The 13,435-nt window shown below is 71.8% G+C and carries 16 protein-coding genes; 12 read left to right on the plus strand and 4 right to left on the minus strand.

From position 1 onward, the window contains the following. Nucleotides 1-86 precede the first annotated feature (86 nt). Genes CRYAR_RS11175 through CRYAR_RS42960 form a run of 4 tightly spaced genes read left to right on the plus strand, consistent with a single transcriptional unit; the run spans nucleotide 87 to nucleotide 3,240 of the window. Nucleotides 87-659, plus strand: coding sequence for a TetR/AcrR family transcriptional regulator (locus CRYAR_RS11175; RefSeq protein ID WP_035850376.1), 573 nt, complete (start codon nucleotides 87-89; stop codon nucleotides 657-659). 5 nt (nucleotides 660-664) lie between these two features. Continuing rightward, nucleotides 665-1,495, plus strand: a complete 831-nt coding sequence (locus CRYAR_RS11180) for a macro domain-containing protein (RefSeq protein ID WP_211247391.1) — start codon at nucleotides 665-667, stop codon at nucleotides 1,493-1,495. 10 nt (nucleotides 1,496-1,505) lie between these two features. Next, nucleotides 1,506-1,832 (plus strand): CATRA system-associated protein, encoded by a 327-nt coding sequence (locus CRYAR_RS11185; RefSeq protein WP_035850378.1) that lies wholly within the window; start codon nucleotides 1,506-1,508, stop codon nucleotides 1,830-1,832. Next, entirely contained in the window at nucleotides 1,816-3,240 is a 1,425-nt protein-coding gene (locus CRYAR_RS42960; protein ID WP_051570027.1) for a CATRA conflict system CASPASE/TPR repeat-associated protein, read from the plus strand. Before CRYAR_RS11185 ends, CRYAR_RS42960 begins: the two co-directional genes overlap by 17 nt. On the opposite strand, the gene CRYAR_RS11195 is transcribed toward CRYAR_RS42960, so the two are convergent. After that, nucleotides 3,222-4,526 (minus strand): AfsR/SARP family transcriptional regulator, encoded by a 1,305-nt coding sequence (locus tag CRYAR_RS11195; protein ID WP_084700350.1) that lies wholly within the window; start codon nucleotides 4,524-4,526, stop codon nucleotides 3,222-3,224. The genes CRYAR_RS42960 and CRYAR_RS11195 overlap by 19 nt on opposite strands. A gap of 180 nt (nucleotides 4,527-4,706) precedes the next feature. Here CRYAR_RS11195 and CRYAR_RS11200 point away from each other — a divergent pair, with 180 nt between their 5' ends. The 3 genes from CRYAR_RS11200 to CRYAR_RS11210 all read left to right on the plus strand — a co-directional run bounded on the left by CRYAR_RS11200 (nucleotide 4,707) and on the right by CRYAR_RS11210 (nucleotide 6,410). Next, the gene (locus CRYAR_RS11200) at nucleotides 4,707-5,684 is read left to right on the plus strand and encodes a caspase family protein (RefSeq protein ID WP_035861774.1); all 978 of its coding nucleotides are present in this window, start codon (nucleotides 4,707-4,709) and stop codon (nucleotides 5,682-5,684) included. Further along, nucleotides 5,681-5,944: a hypothetical protein gene (locus CRYAR_RS11205; RefSeq protein WP_035850381.1), complete on the plus strand. Its 264-nt coding sequence runs from the start codon at nucleotides 5,681-5,683 to the stop codon at nucleotides 5,942-5,944. The genes CRYAR_RS11200 and CRYAR_RS11205 overlap by 4 nt, the downstream gene beginning before the upstream one ends. 151 nt (nucleotides 5,945-6,095) lie before the next feature. Then, nucleotides 6,096-6,410, plus strand: coding sequence for a DUF4142 domain-containing protein (locus CRYAR_RS11210; RefSeq protein ID WP_051570028.1), 315 nt, complete (start codon nucleotides 6,096-6,098; stop codon nucleotides 6,408-6,410). Here the strand turns inward: CRYAR_RS11210 and CRYAR_RS11215 are convergent. Together CRYAR_RS11215 and CRYAR_RS11220 are read right to left on the minus strand one after the other, a co-directional pair. Continuing rightward, nucleotides 6,359-6,580, minus strand: coding sequence for a hypothetical protein (locus tag CRYAR_RS11215; protein ID WP_157017590.1), 222 nt, complete (start codon nucleotides 6,578-6,580; stop codon nucleotides 6,359-6,361). The genes CRYAR_RS11210 and CRYAR_RS11215 overlap by 52 nt on opposite strands. A gap of 15 nt (nucleotides 6,581-6,595) precedes the next feature. Then, the gene (locus tag CRYAR_RS11220; protein ID WP_035850386.1) at nucleotides 6,596-7,489 is read right to left on the minus strand and encodes an SDR family NAD(P)-dependent oxidoreductase; all 894 of its coding nucleotides are present in this window, start codon (nucleotides 7,487-7,489) and stop codon (nucleotides 6,596-6,598) included. A gap of 98 nt (nucleotides 7,490-7,587) precedes the next feature. On the opposite strand from CRYAR_RS11220, the gene CRYAR_RS11225 reads away from it, so the two are divergent. The 3 genes from CRYAR_RS11225 (at nucleotide 7,588) to CRYAR_RS11235 (ending at nucleotide 10,139) form a co-directional block, all read left to right on the plus strand. Then, nucleotides 7,588-8,250 carry a TetR/AcrR family transcriptional regulator gene (locus tag CRYAR_RS11225; protein ID WP_035850387.1) on the plus strand — a complete coding sequence of 221 codons (663 nt, stop codon included), beginning with the start codon at nucleotides 7,588-7,590 and terminating at the stop codon, nucleotides 8,248-8,250. Nucleotides 8,251-8,332: 82 nt separating this feature from the next. Continuing rightward, nucleotides 8,333-9,376 carry an NAD(P)-dependent alcohol dehydrogenase gene (locus tag CRYAR_RS11230; RefSeq protein WP_035850390.1) on the plus strand — a complete coding sequence of 348 codons (1,044 nt, stop codon included), beginning with the start codon at nucleotides 8,333-8,335 and terminating at the stop codon, nucleotides 9,374-9,376. 79 nt (nucleotides 9,377-9,455) lie between these two features. Next, a complete protein-coding gene (locus tag CRYAR_RS11235; RefSeq protein WP_084700352.1) occupies nucleotides 9,456-10,139 on the plus strand; it encodes a DUF4352 domain-containing protein in 684 nt (227 codons plus the stop codon). Here the strand turns inward: CRYAR_RS11235 and CRYAR_RS11240 are convergent. Further along, complete coding sequence (locus CRYAR_RS11240; protein WP_035861776.1) at nucleotides 10,120-11,175, minus strand: epoxide hydrolase family protein; 1,056 nt, start codon at nucleotides 11,173-11,175, stop codon at nucleotides 10,120-10,122. The two genes, CRYAR_RS11235 and CRYAR_RS11240, sit on opposite strands and share 20 nt — an antisense overlap. Before the next feature lie 62 nt (nucleotides 11,176-11,237). Here CRYAR_RS11240 and CRYAR_RS11245 point away from each other — a divergent pair, with 62 nt between their 5' ends. Together CRYAR_RS11245 and CRYAR_RS11250 are read left to right on the plus strand one after the other, a co-directional pair. Next, a complete protein-coding gene (locus CRYAR_RS11245) occupies nucleotides 11,238-11,657 on the plus strand; it encodes a CGNR zinc finger domain-containing protein (protein ID WP_211247392.1) in 420 nt (139 codons plus the stop codon). 22 nt (nucleotides 11,658-11,679) lie between these two features. Further along, entirely contained in the window at nucleotides 11,680-13,428 is a 1,749-nt protein-coding gene (locus tag CRYAR_RS11250; protein WP_035850397.1) for a hypothetical protein, read from the plus strand. Nucleotides 13,429-13,435 lie beyond the last annotated feature (7 nt).

Raw genomic sequence — 13,435 nt, forward strand, 5'->3', positions numbered from 1 at the left:
GGAACGCTCCCGGGTAGTGATGGGACTCTTGTCCCGTCACTGTACTCCGGTGATGGGACAATGGTCCCATCGCATAGAATGAATCCATGGCTCGTTGGGAACCGGGGGCGCGCGAGCGGCTCGTGCTGGCCGCCGTCGACCTGTTCACCGAGCAGGGCTACGACGCCACGACCGTCACGCAGATCGCCGAGCGGGCCGGCGTCACCAAGAGCACGTTCTTCCGGCACTTCCCCGACAAGCGCGAGCTCCTGGTCGCCGGGCAGGACGCGCTGAGCCGCCTGCTGGCCGAGGGCATCACCGAGGCTCCGGCCGGCGCGAGCCCGCTCCAGGCGGTCGCGGCCGGTCTCGAGCGGGCCTCGAGCATGATGGGCCCGATGAACCGCGAGCTCGGCCCCCGCCTGAAGGCCGCGGTCGCGGCCAGCGCGGAGCTGCAGGAACGGGACGTACTCAAGCAGGTCGGCCTGGCCACCGCGATGACCGAGGCCCTGGCCGCCCGGGGCGTTCCCGGCCCGACCGCCCAGCTCGCGGGCGAACTGGGCGCGCTCGCGTTCAAGCACGGCTACGCCCGGTGGTCCGAGGCCGACACCGAGAGCGGCCTGGCGTCGTACGCACTGGCGGCCCTGGACGAGTTGCGCGCGGCGAGCGCGTCGCTGGGCTAGCCGCGGTGACGCGCCTGCCGAGGCTGGTCCGGGGTGTCCTCGGGACACGGCGGGGCCTGCAGGCCTTCGCCGTGCACACGCTCGTCGCGTTCGGTCTGGTCTCGGCCGTGCTCCAGTTCGTCGGGCAGTTCACCAGCGGCCCGTTACCGCAGCCGGTCGGCCTCATCCTGGCCAGCCTCGTGGTCTGCCTGCTGTGGGGCTGGTGGCAGGCGCTCCCGCCGCGCCGCATCGTGCACGAGTTCCGCCGGCCCGACACCTCGGTCGTCATCGAGGTCGGCGACCTGCTCGACCAGGAGTGCGCGATCGTCGTCGGCTTCACCGACACGTTCGCCACCCGCGTCGGCCCCGGCGGTATCGCGGCCTCCAGCCTGCAGGGACAACTGCTGGAACGCCGGTACGACGGCGACGCCGACCGGCTGACCGCGGAACTCGGCGACGCGCTGCCCGAAGCCGGTCCGTCGGCGCGGTATCCGATCGGGACGGTCGCGGTGCTCGGCGGCGGGCCGTTCCCGGTGTACGCCGTCGCCTACAGCCGGTTGGACGGCTCCGGCATCGCCCGCGCCACGCTGCTGGGGTTGTGGCTGAGCCTCGGCCGGCTCTGGGAGAGCTTGGACCGCAACGCCGAGCGGGCACCGGTGGCGATGCCGATCATCGGGTCCGGGCTGGCCCGGGTCGACGCGCTCGACCAGGAGAGCCTGCTGAAGATGATCCTGCTGTCCTTCGTGGCCCGATCGCGTCAGGGCGTCGTCTCGCGTGAGCTGCGTGTCGTCATCGACCCCCGGTCACAGCACCGGGTCGACCTGCGGGAAGTCGCCGCGTTCCTCAAGACCCTCTAACATTCCGCGCATGCCCGGTTCGGAATCGGTCAGCACGCTCCCCGCCCACCTCGTCGACGAGTTCCGGCACGTGCTGGCCGACCTGTCCGGGCGCTGGCTGCTCCCGTCCGCCGACTGGGAGGCGGTCGAGTCCTGGGTGGGCCGAGGCGAGGACGCGTTGCGCACCGGCGACCGCGACGAGTTCACCCAGGTGGTCCGCGAGCTGGCGTTCTACGGTTCCGGGCGCGCCGTCGACGCGAGCCGGGGCTCCCGGGAGGGCCCGCCGCCGCGGCTGCGTGAACGGACGCGTCGCATCATCCACACCCTGCGACCGCCCGCGCATGACGAACCCCGCTGAGCCGGAGCTCGTCGTCCACGTCTTCGCGCCGGTCGACGGCCCGCGCGCGGCGGAGGGCTACGCCGCGGTGCGCGAGCTCTGGCGCCGGTGCCGCACCGAGCTGGGGATGACCTCGGCGCTGTCCGGGTCGGGGCCGAGCACGGATCTCCCCGCGACGCTCGACGAACTGCCCGACCTCACCGCGCAGAAGGCTCCGGACCGTCTCTACCAGGCGATCCTCCGCCGGTTTCCGACCTCGCTCAGCCTCTCGGTACTGCTCTCGCCGGGTGACGCCGGTGGATGGTCCGATCTCGAGCGGGAGTGGGCCGGGGTCGCCGGGTCGCCGTCGGACGCCCTGATCGGCGTCGCCTACCTGTATCTGGGCAAGGTGAGTGGCCTCGACGGCGTGGCGACCACGGAGCTCGACGGGCCCGAGGACCGGTCCGAGCGCCGGTTCCAGGTGCTGGCCGGCCCGGCCGACGACGAGCGGTTGAGCGCGTGGACCTGGTCCGACGGCACCACCGCGATGCCGCCGTTCGCGCGGTACCTGCGCCACGCCGCCTCGGTCCGCTACCAGCTGCGCGCCTGGCAGGCCGCCGACGAGATGCGCCGCGTCCAGGAGCGCCTGGACCGGGGTGCGCCGCTCGCGGAGGCCCGGGCGGACCTCGCGTTCTGGATGGCGGCCGTGCCGGACCTGGACCGCAACCTCGAGCACGCCGCCGCCGACATGCGCCAGGTGCCCGGCGTCGATCCGGCCGTGGCCGAGGACGACTTCGGCCTGATCGAGTGGTTCCGCCAGGGCCTCGCGGACGATCTCGCCCACCTGCGCGGCGTCGACGACCGGGCGCGCGCACTCTCCGCACTACCGTCGAAGGAGCCGGCCACGGTGACAAACGCACGCGATGTCTTCGTCATTCACGGACGCGACGAGGAGGCCAGGCGCGCGCTGTGGAGCTTCCTGCAGGCGATCGACCTGCACCCGCTGGACTGGGAGGACGTCGTGCGTCGCACCGGCAGCGCGGCGCCCTACATGGGGGAGGTGCTGGAGCAGGCGTTCCGCGACAACCAGGCCGCGATCGTGCTGCTCACGCCGGACGACGGCGCGTACCTGCACCCCGATCTGCAGGGCGCGCACGAACCGCACCACGAGCGGGTCGCCACCGGCCAGGCGCGGCCGAACGTCCTGCTGGAGGCGGGCATGGCGCTGGCGTTGCAGCGCGAGCGGACGATCGTCGTCGAGATCGGCGCGCTCCGGCCGGTGTCGGACATGGGTGGTCTCAACGTCATCAAGTTCGACGGAACCGTGCGCAGCCTGCAGAAGATCGCCGGGCGGCTGGCCGGCGCGGGGTGCGCGGTCAACACGGGCGGCACCGACTGGCTGGACGTCAGCCGGTTGGCGAACCTGGCCGCCTACTCGCGGTCGTTCTGAGCGCGCAGGAACGCGGCCACCTCGAGCAGGTCGACGCGGTCGAGATCCTCGACGCGCAGCACCAGACGCAACTCCCGGCTGACGACCTGCCGGCGCGAGTGACGCAGGAACGACTCGATCAGCAGCGTGACCAGCTCGGTGCGGTCCGTGCCGTCGAGGCGCGCGAGACCGGACCCGAGCAGCGGCACGGCCAGCGGCTCACGCTGGCCGTAGCGCACCGCGGCGTCCCAGAGCCGGTCGAGGCTCGCCCGGAAACTCTCCAGGTCCGAGCGCGCGACCAGGTCGTTGCCCATGACGCTGTACGCGACGCAGAAGAAGCGCCGGTCGTCGCGATGGAGCACGGCCACCGTCCCGAGCGGGTAGCGGGCCCGCTTGCCACGGCGTTTGTCCTCCCGGCGTTCGACCCGCTCGGGCCGGGCTCCCCGTAACGCCGACCGGAGGTCGCGGTTCAACCGGCCGGTGTCACCGTCGTAGGCCCAGTGCAGGAACTGCCCCTGCACGGTCGCGCGGCTGATCACGACGTTGCGGTCGGTGGACGTGTCGAACGTGTCGCAGAACCCGATCACGAGCTGGGCGTCGCGCTGGGCGAACAGGTCGTCGGCCCGGATCGTCACCCGGGTACCCAGGCCCGGGAAGTCGCGGTGCTCGACGCCGGGCCGCCGCTCGGCGACGCGCCGCCGGAGGCGGGCCACGGCGTCGGCCGCCCCGGGCAGGTCCGGACGCCGGTCGAGCAGCGCCGCGCCGGTGGACAGGGCCTTCTCCGGCTGCCCGATGTCCGCGTACGCCGTGACGAGGTCGAGCGTCGCGGTGTCCTGCAGTTCACGGAGGGCGCGGATGGCCGGCTGGGCGAACGGGTAGCGCTCGGTGTCGAACAGCGGCCGTCCGCGCCACAGCCCCAGCGCCTGCTCCAGCAGCGTGACCGCGTTGACCGGCGTCTCCCGGCGGGCCCGTTCGACCAGGTCGCGGAAGGCATGCACGTCGACGTCGGCGCGGGGGATCGTGAGCCGGTACGCCGACACCTGCCCCGCCTCGGTGACGAGCGCCGACGGGTCGGCCAGGATCTTGCGCAGCTCCAGGATGCGCTTCTGGACGCTGATGCGGTCGGCGCGGGTGAGGGCGCGCCGGTCACCCCAGACCGCGGTGAAGATCTCGTCGACGGTGAGCGGCTCGCGGTCGGCGAGGACCAGCCGGGTCAGCACCGCGGTGGTGAGCGGGGTCGGCCGCACCACCCGGTCGGAGACGCGGATCTCGGCCGGGCCGAGCAGGCTCACCGAGGGGCGTGACATCCGGCCCCCGGAAGCACATCGGAAGCACTTCGGAAGCGGCCGGGGCCTTGAGTCGCCAGCGGATTCACGGGTCTCATTCTAAATCGGAACGGTCGATGCTCACCGTCCTCGAGGAGGGGCGAGGACGGCGAGTGATCGGCGTACTCTCTGCGGTCACGGGTGGGGATCGGAGGGGACACCATGCGTAAGGCACTGATCGTCGGGATCGACAACTACCAGCGGCTCTCCCCGCTGTCCGGCTGTGTCCGGGACGCGCACGCGGTGGCCGGCGTCCTGCGGCGCAACGCCGACGGGTCGCCGAACTTCGTCGAGCCGCGGGTCGTCACCGCGCCCGCGCCCTCGGGCACGTTCTCGCGCGCGCGCCTGCGTGGGGCGGTGGAGAACCTGTTCGACGGCAAGCCGGAGATCGCGCTGTTCTACTTCGCCGGCCACGGCTGGATCGACGACACCGGCGGGTTCCTCTGCGCCAGCGACACCACGGCCGGCCACGACGGGCTGGCGCTGACCGACGTGATGACGTTCGCGCACCGGTCCGACGCGCAGAACAAGGTGATCATCCTGGACTGCTGCCACGCCGGTGTCGCCGGTGAACGTGCGCTGAGCCGGGGTCTGTCGGAGATCGCGACCGGCATGACCGTGCTGACCGCGTCGACCGCCGACCAGTACTCGGCCGAGACGCACAGCGGCGGCGTCTTCACCACACTGCTCGTCGACGCGCTGCAGGGCGCCGCCGCGAACCTGATCGGGGCGATCACGCCGGGCAGCATCTACGCCCACATCGACCAGTCGCTCGGCCCGTGGTCGCAGCGGCCGGTGTTCAAGACGAACGTCGACAACTTCGTGCCGTTACGAACGGTCGTGCCCCCGATCTCCGTCGCCGACCTGCAGGCGCTCACCACCCACTTCTTGACGCCCGACTACCGGTTCCCGCTGGACCCGAGCTACGAGCCGGAGCGCTCGACGGATCAGCACTCGCTCCCGGCGCCCGATCCGGCGCACACGGCCGTCTTCCCGGTACTGCAGAATTACGTGAAGGTCAACCTGGTCCGCCCCGTCGACGCGCCGCACATGTGGCACGCGGCGATGGGAGAGAAGTCGTGCGAGTTGACCGTGCTGGGCAAGCACTACTGGCGGCTCGTCGACAAAGGACTTCTGTGACGCTGCGTTCCGAACGCCTCCTCGAAGAGCTGGCCGCCGTCGAACACGAGCGGTGGGCGCATTGGCAGCGCTACCTGCACTCCCGGGGCGAACGGGCCGCCGACGGGTCGCTCGTTCTCCCGGCCGAACTGGTGGAGCGCTGGGAACGCCAGATCGCGACGCCGTACGCGGAACTGAGCGAGGCGGAGAAGACGAGCGATCGCGAACAGGTGCTCCGCTACCTACCGGTCATCGAGGCCGTGCTGAACGACACCGACTAACTATTTGCAGGGTTGAACGTAACCCTCCGCAGCCGCGTCCTCCTGGCCGCGGTCGCGACCGCGTGGATCTTTCGGGCCGACTTCGGGGGGATCGGCGGCGGCCGAGACCACCGACCGGGCCGGGAGCCACTCCGGACACACCGCCGCGCCGGTGGACGCGCTGCTCGCCCCCTCGTCCGGGCCCGTCGCCGAGCTCGACAAGCTGCTGCTCGTGAAGGTGCGCCAGGCCGACCTGTGGGAGCTCCCGGCCGGCCGGTTCGCCCCGGAGAACGGCTCGAAAGAGCAGGTCAAGCGGGCGGGCAAGCACCTCGTGGAAGGCCACTCCCGTCTCGACCAGATGGTGCGCGAGATCGCCGCGGCGCCGAACGTGCCGATCCCGGACGAGCCGATGGCCGATCAGCAGTCGTGGCTGCGTCACCTGGAGACGAGCAAGGGCGACTCCGTCGCCGACGACGTCCTGCCCTGATCGGCCTCGAGCCGGCGCCACCACTCCGCGTCCCGCAGTTCCCCGGCCGCGGCGACCAGGCCGTCGAGCGCGTTCGTGACGAGGTCGGGCCGGTCGACGGCGACCCGCGCGGTGAGCACCCGGCTCGCTCCCATCAGCGCGTCCACGAGCGCTGGTGCTGCTTCTGGCATCCGGGCTCCCTACTCCTACACCGGGAACGTTACGCCGGTGAGGTCTTCGGAGACCGACCACAGTCGCTGTTGGAGCGCCACGTCGTAGGACTGCGGGCTGGACGTGACCAGGTGGGGAGCGCCGCGGACCTCGCCGACGCCGTCGGGGCCGTAGTACTGCCCGCCGAGGACCGCGGGGTCGGCCGCGGCACGCAGCGAGGGGAGCGCTCCCTGCGGCGGCTTCTGCGTGACCACCGGAGCCAGCAGCGTCAGCGTTCCCCGGAAGAGCGCGGGGGAGTTGCGCAGCAGCTCGGTGCTGGACATGCCCGGATGCGCGGCCACGGCCGCGGTGGTGCCGTGGGTGGCGAGCCGCCGCTGCAGTTCGTAGGTGAACATCAGGTTGGCGAGCTTGGACTGCCCGTAGGCGGCGGCCCGTCCGTACGAGTGCTCCCACTGCAGGTCGTCGAAGTGGATCGCGGCGCGGATGCGGTGGCCGACGCTGCTGACCGTCACGACGCGGGAGCCGGGCACGGGCAGGAGCCGGTCCAGCAGTAAGCCGGTGAACGCGAAGTGGCCCAGGTGGTTGGTGCCGAACTGCAGCTCGAAGCCGTCCCGGGTGGTCTGTTTCGGGGTGTACATCACGCCGGCGTTGTTGATCAGCAGGTCGATGCGGGGGTATGCGGAGCGCAGGGAGTCCGCGGCCGTGCGGACGGACTCCAGCGACGAGAGGTCCAGCGCCTGCACGGTGACGTCACCGTGGATCCGGGCCGCAGCCTGCGCGCCCTTCGCGGTGTCCCGCACGGCCAGCACCACCGATGCGCCCCGCTCCGCCAGCGCCCGGGCGGTCTCGTAGCCCAGGCCCGTGTTGGCGCCGGTCACCACCGCGACGCGGCCGGTCTGATCAGGGATGTCACGCTCGGTCCAGGTCATGTCGTCCTCCTAAAGCACCGCCGGTCTGTTGGGTCCGACAGTAAGAGACCGGCGGTCTCCAGTCAAGAGACCGCCGGTCTGCAAGCTAGAGTGGGTGCATGACGTTCCAGCGAGCGCGCAGCGAGGAGCAGCGCGAGGCCCGCCGCCGCGCGATCCTCGACACCGCCGCGGCGATGCTCGACGAGATGCCGGTGGCCGAGCTGAGCCTCAACGAGCTGAGCCGGCGCGTCGGCCTCGCGAAGTCGAACGTCCTGCGCTACTTCGAGAGCCGCGAGGCGGTGCTGCTCGAACTGCTCGACCGTTACCTCGAGACCTGGCTGGTCGAGCTGGCCGACGAACTGGCCGCAGGCGTCGATCCGCGGGCGGGCGTCGAGGAGCGGTCGGCGCAACTGGCCGGTGTGCTCAGCCGGTCGCTCGCCCCGCGCGTGCGGATGTGCGAGCTGTTCGGCGCGCAGGGCTCGGTCCTCGAGCGCAACGTCTCGCTCGAGGTTGTGGTGCGTTACAAGCGGGCGTCACTGCAGCGGCTGACGACGATGACCGAGCTGGCGTCGCTGTACGTGCCCGAGCTCGGCGGCTCGGCGCAGCTGTTCTGCCTGAACACCATGGTCGTGGCGGGCGCACTGTCGGCCTACGCGTCGCCGCTGCCCGCGATCGTCGCCGCCTACGAGGCCGAGCCCGAGCTCGCGGTGATCGACCTCGACGTGCGCGAAGGCCTCCGCCTGGCGATCACGATGGCGCTGCTGGGCGCCGTGCCCCGCTGAGGGCCGGCGGTTCGGCGCGCGGTGGCCCGAACCGGCCTCCCGCTATCGTTGAGCTCGAACTTCGTGCTCAGGGGAGTAGCTCATTCGTACCGTCAATGCCATCGCCGCGACCTCCGCCACCGACCCGCTGGTCCGTACCACGATCGAGCGCCGTGACCTCGGTGCCCGAGATGTCCTCATCGAGATCCGCTACGCCGGCATCTGCCACTCCGACATCCACACCGTGCGGAGCGAGTGGGGTCCGGTGACCTACCCGCTGGCGGTCGGCCACGAGATCGTCGGCCGGATCGCCGAGGTCGGGGCAGACGTCAGCAGGCACGCCGTCGGCGACCGGGTCGGCGTCGGGTGCATGGTGAACTCGTGCCGCGAGTGCGAGCCCTGCCGGGACGGTCAGGAGCAGTACTGCCTCGGCGGCGCCACCATGACCTACGGCGGCGTCGACCGTGACGGCAGCGTCACCCAGGGTGGCTACTCGACGCACGTCGTCGTGGACGAGGACTTCGTCCTGCGGGTGCCCGAGTCGATTCCGTACGAGGCGGCGGCGCCGCTGCTCTGCGCGGGCATCACCACCTACTCGCCGCTGCGGCACTGGAAGGCCGGCCCCGGCTCGAAGGTCGCCGTGGTGGGACTGGGCGGCCTCGGCCACATGGCGGTCAAGATCGCCGCCGCGCTCGGCGCCGAGGTGACCGTGCTCTCGCAGACGCTGAACAAGAAGGACGACGGGCTGGCGTTCGGCGCGAAGCACTACTACGCCACCAGCGACCGGGACACGTTCAAGACGCTCCGGAACAGCTTCGACCTGATCATCAACACGGTCAGCGCCTCGATCCCGATGGGGTCCTACCTGCGCCTGCTGCGCCTGGACGGCACGTTCGTCAGCGTCGGCGCGCCGCCGGATCCGCTGGAGGTGCCCGCGTTCGCGCTGATCGGAGCGCGGCGCTCGTTCGCCGGCTCGAACATCGGCGGTATCGCCGAGACCCAGGAGATGCTCGACTTCTGCGCCGAGCAGGGCATCGCACCCGAGGTCGAGGTGATCGGCGCCGACGCGGTGAACGAGGCCTACGAGCGGGTGCTCTCCTCGGACGTGCGGTACCGCTTCGTGATCGACGTCGACACGCTGCGCTGAGCCGCATCGCGCCGCGGTAGCGGCCGGGTCGCACGCCGCCCTCGGGTGGGCGTGCGGCCCACCGCTACCGTTCGGGTCCATGTCGTACCCTCCCGATCCGTACGGTCAGCCCCAATACGGCCAGCCTCCGTACGGTCAGCCCCAGTACGGTCAGCCCCAATACCCGTACGGCAACCAGCCGCCGCCCGGCCCGGCCCCCTACGGGGCGCCGTCCGGGTACGGGCAGTTACCGCCGCCGAAGAAGTCGAGCGGCGGCGTGATCGCGATCGGTATCGGGGTCGCGCTGCTCGCGGTGTGCCTGGTCTGCGGCATCGCCGGCGCGATCTACCTCGCCAACGGCGGCGGGAACGAGGCCCGCGACACCGCCGGCCCCGGCGGCGAGCGGACCGGCCGGCTGAACGAGCCGGTCAAGGACGGCGACCTCGAGTGGACGGTGAAGTCCGGCGAGTGCGGGAAGACGGCGATCGACTACGTGAAGGCCGCCCAGCAGTTCTGCGTCTACCAGGTCACGGTGAAGAACACCGGGCGGGCGCCGGTGCCGCGCGGCCTCGGTTTCTACGAGGCCTACGACGCCGCCGGCCAGATGTACGAGTTCAACCTCCTCGCCTCCACGACGGCGACCGAGAACGACCCGCGGGAGTTCGCGCCCGGCGCCACCGCGAACCTCAGCCTGGTGTTCGAGGTCGCCACCGGCGCGACGCCCACGAAGATCCTGCTGCGTGACAGCACCGGCGCGGACGGCGTCACCGTGGCAGTGCGGTGAAGAACGCGGTGATGTCGTCGGCCAGCAGCGCCGGCTCCTCGTGCGCGGCGAAGTGGCCTCCGCGCGGCATCAGCGTGTAGCGGGCCACCGGGTAGGTGCGCTCGACCCAGCTGCGGGGCTTGCGCGCGCCGAGGTCGGCGGGGAAGCGCGCGTACGCGGTCGGCACGTCGACCCGCGACACCGTCGGAACGAGCTGGTGGGCCCGCTCGTAGTAGGGCCGGAACGACGTCGAGATCGAGTTCGTGAACCAGTACAGCGACGCCTGGGTGAGCACGAAGTCGTCGCTGAACGCCGCGAAGTCGTCGCTCCAGGCCCGGTACTTCTCGAGGATCCAGGCGAGCAGGCCCGACGGCGAGTCGGAGAGCCCCTGGGCCAGCGTCAGCGGACGGGTCTGCTGCTCGTGCGAGTACCCGCGCTCGGCCTCGGCCCAGGCGTTCTCGGCGTCGAGGTAGGCGCGCTCCTCGTCGGTCAGGCCGGCCGGGTCGTACGCGGCCGGGTTCGCGGTGTCGAGCAGGTGCAGGCCGGCCACCGCCTCCGGGTACGCCTGCGCGAGCCGGCTGGCGTCGCCGGCGCCGATGTCCGAGCCGTGCACGCCGTACCGGGAGAAGCCGAGCTCGTCGTGCATCAGCGTGTGCCAGAGGTCGTGGGTGTGCGGCGCCTCGGCCAGCGCGGCTCGCTGGGGCGCGGTGCCGTAGCCCGGCAGCGAGGGGACGATCACGGTGAACCCCGCCGCCGCGAGACGTTCCGCCACGTCGACGAGTTCGAGGAACGTGCTCGGCCAGCCGTTCGCGAGCAGGAGCGGGAAACCCTGGCCGAAGCGCAGGTACGGCACGGGGCCGACGTGGTGCGGCAGCGCGTTGATGGCCGCCTCGTGTTCGCGCCAGTCGTAGTCCGACGCCCAGTACTCCACCAGCCGGCGCAGGGTGCCGCCGTCGGTGCCCGCTTCCCACGGCGGGAGGGGCCACGGCGTCGCCCAGCGGGTGTTGCGTAGCCGGGTGCGGAGATCGGTCAGGTCAGCTTCCGGGATATTCAACACCACTGAAACCTATTGCCGGTGTCGCAATGTTGTCAACACCGCTATCCGGTTATAGTGGTGTCGTGCAGCGGGTCGTGGACTTCCTCAACACGCTCGACGAGCGGACGTTCAGCCGCCACGGCGAGCACCACGTCCCCTCCGACGCGCTCGAACCCGGCGACGCCGTCACCCTGCGCACCGCGCTCCGGCAGGCACTCTCCGGCGGGGAGCCGGATCTCACCGCTTTTCCCCTGCGTCTCACCGGCAACCTGCGCCTGACCGCCGACACCGGCACGCCGTGGCTCGACCCGGTCGTCGAGAGCGTCGCGGTGAGCGTCGCGACCGGAGACTGGAAGCGACTCAAGCTCTGCGCCGCTCCCGACTGCCGCTGGGCGTTCTACGACACCTCGCGCAACGGCCGCGGGCGCTGGTGCGACATGGAGGTGTGCGGCAATCGCCACAAGACCCGCACCTATCGCGAGCGCCGCCAGCGGGCCGGGTGATGTGGGGCGCCAGAATCAACACGTGGTTGCGAACACCGAGGACGACCTCCGCCTGCTGCGCGCCTACGAACCGGTGCTGCGGTTCACCCGGGGTGAGTACTTCTTTCCCATCTCGGTCGAGCACTACGTGGCCCAGGCCGGGCTCTGGCGCACCGAGGCCGGTGTCGGCCAGGTCGAGGAGATTCCGGCCGGCGGGCTGACGCTGGCCAAGCTGGCCGACGCGGGCGGGGCCGAGCAGGGCCTGCGGCTCTCGCTCTCGGGTATCGGGGGCAACGGCAAGGGACTCGACGTCTCGCACATCCCGCTCCGGGAGCGCCCGCCGCACCTCGCGCGGGCCAGCCGGCTGGCCTCGGTCGGGCTGACCGCCCGGCTGATCGACACCGCCAACCGGGCGTCGCTGCTGTTCCGGGGCAGCGTTCCGGGCGGCAGCGCGGCGCGCTCGTTCCTGCTCCAGCGCGAGCACCTGCGGCCCGACCTGCCGACGTACTACGGCCGCGTGTTCCGCGACGACCCCTGGATCGTCTGCCAGTACTGGTTCTTCTACAGCTTCAACAACTGGCGGTCGGCCTTCGGCGGGGTCAACGAGCACGAGGGCGACTGGGAACAGGTCACCGTCTACCTCGACGGCACCTCCTCCGACGAGCTGCCCCCGCCGCGCTGGGTGGTGTTCGCGGCGCACGACGAGGTCGGCGACGACCTGCGCCGCCGCTGGGACGATCCGGATCTGAGCCTGATCGACGGCCATCCGGTGGTGTTCGCCGGGGCCGGCTCGCACTCCGGGGCGTACCTGCCGGGGGACTACCTGATCACGGTGCGCCCCCCACGGCTCGGCGGTGTCGTCGACGCGCTGCGCTGGACCTCGCGCCACGTCGTGCCCTGGTCGCTCAAGGACCGGCACGGCGTCGGCATCCCGTACGTCGACTACGCCCGCGGTGACGGCCGGGCGATCGGCCCCGGTCAGCCCGAGTGGTGGCGCCCGGTCCTGATCGACGACGACACCGACTGGGTCCGCAACTACCGGGGGCTCTGGGGACGGGACACCCGCGACCGCCTCGGCGGTGAGCGCGGCCCGGCCGGTCCCCGCTATTCGCGCGACGGCAGCGTCCGGGCGTCCTGGGGCGACCCGGTCGGTTGGGCCGGCCTGGCCAAGGTCGCGCCCAGCCCGGCGTCGGAGCGGGAGCTCGTCGAGGTGCGCGCCCGGCGCAACGCCGACCGGGTGGCCGCGCTCGACCGCGAGATCGCCGAACTGCGTCAGGAGCTCTCGGTCGACGCCGCCGGGCTGCCGGTCGCGGCGCCCGAGGTGACCGCGCTGGCCGGGCGGGAGAAGAAGCTGCTGGGGCTGCGTATGGAGCGCATCCGGCTGGCCGACGAGCAGGTCCACATCGACGCCGCCCCGGCCCAGCATCCGCACGCCCACCTGCGTCACCGCCGGATGCCGATCGAGCCGATGTTCGGGCTCCGGGCCCGGTTCAGCTCCTGGTGGGCGGTGCTCAGCACGCCGCTGATGCTGCTCGCCGTCGCCGCCGTGTCGACGCCGCTGATCCGCCGGGGCCCCGACGCCGCGCTGGTGCTCCTGCTGGTGCTGGTGGCGGTCGAGGGTCTGGTCAAGAAGAAGCTGCTGGCCGTGCTGCTGCGCCTGCTCGTCGCGGTCGTCGCGGTCGCGGTGCTGGCCGTGCTGTGGTTCGAGGGGCGCTACGTGGTCACGTTCGTGTTCCTCGGCGCGGCCCTGCTCGTGCTCTCGGTCAACGTCCGCGAAGCCCTGCGTCGTTAGGCTGGGT

The sequence above is a fragment of the Cryptosporangium arvum DSM 44712 genome (genome assembly GCF_000585375.1).
Lineage (GTDB): Bacteria > Actinomycetota > Actinomycetes > Mycobacteriales > Cryptosporangiaceae > Cryptosporangium > Cryptosporangium arvum.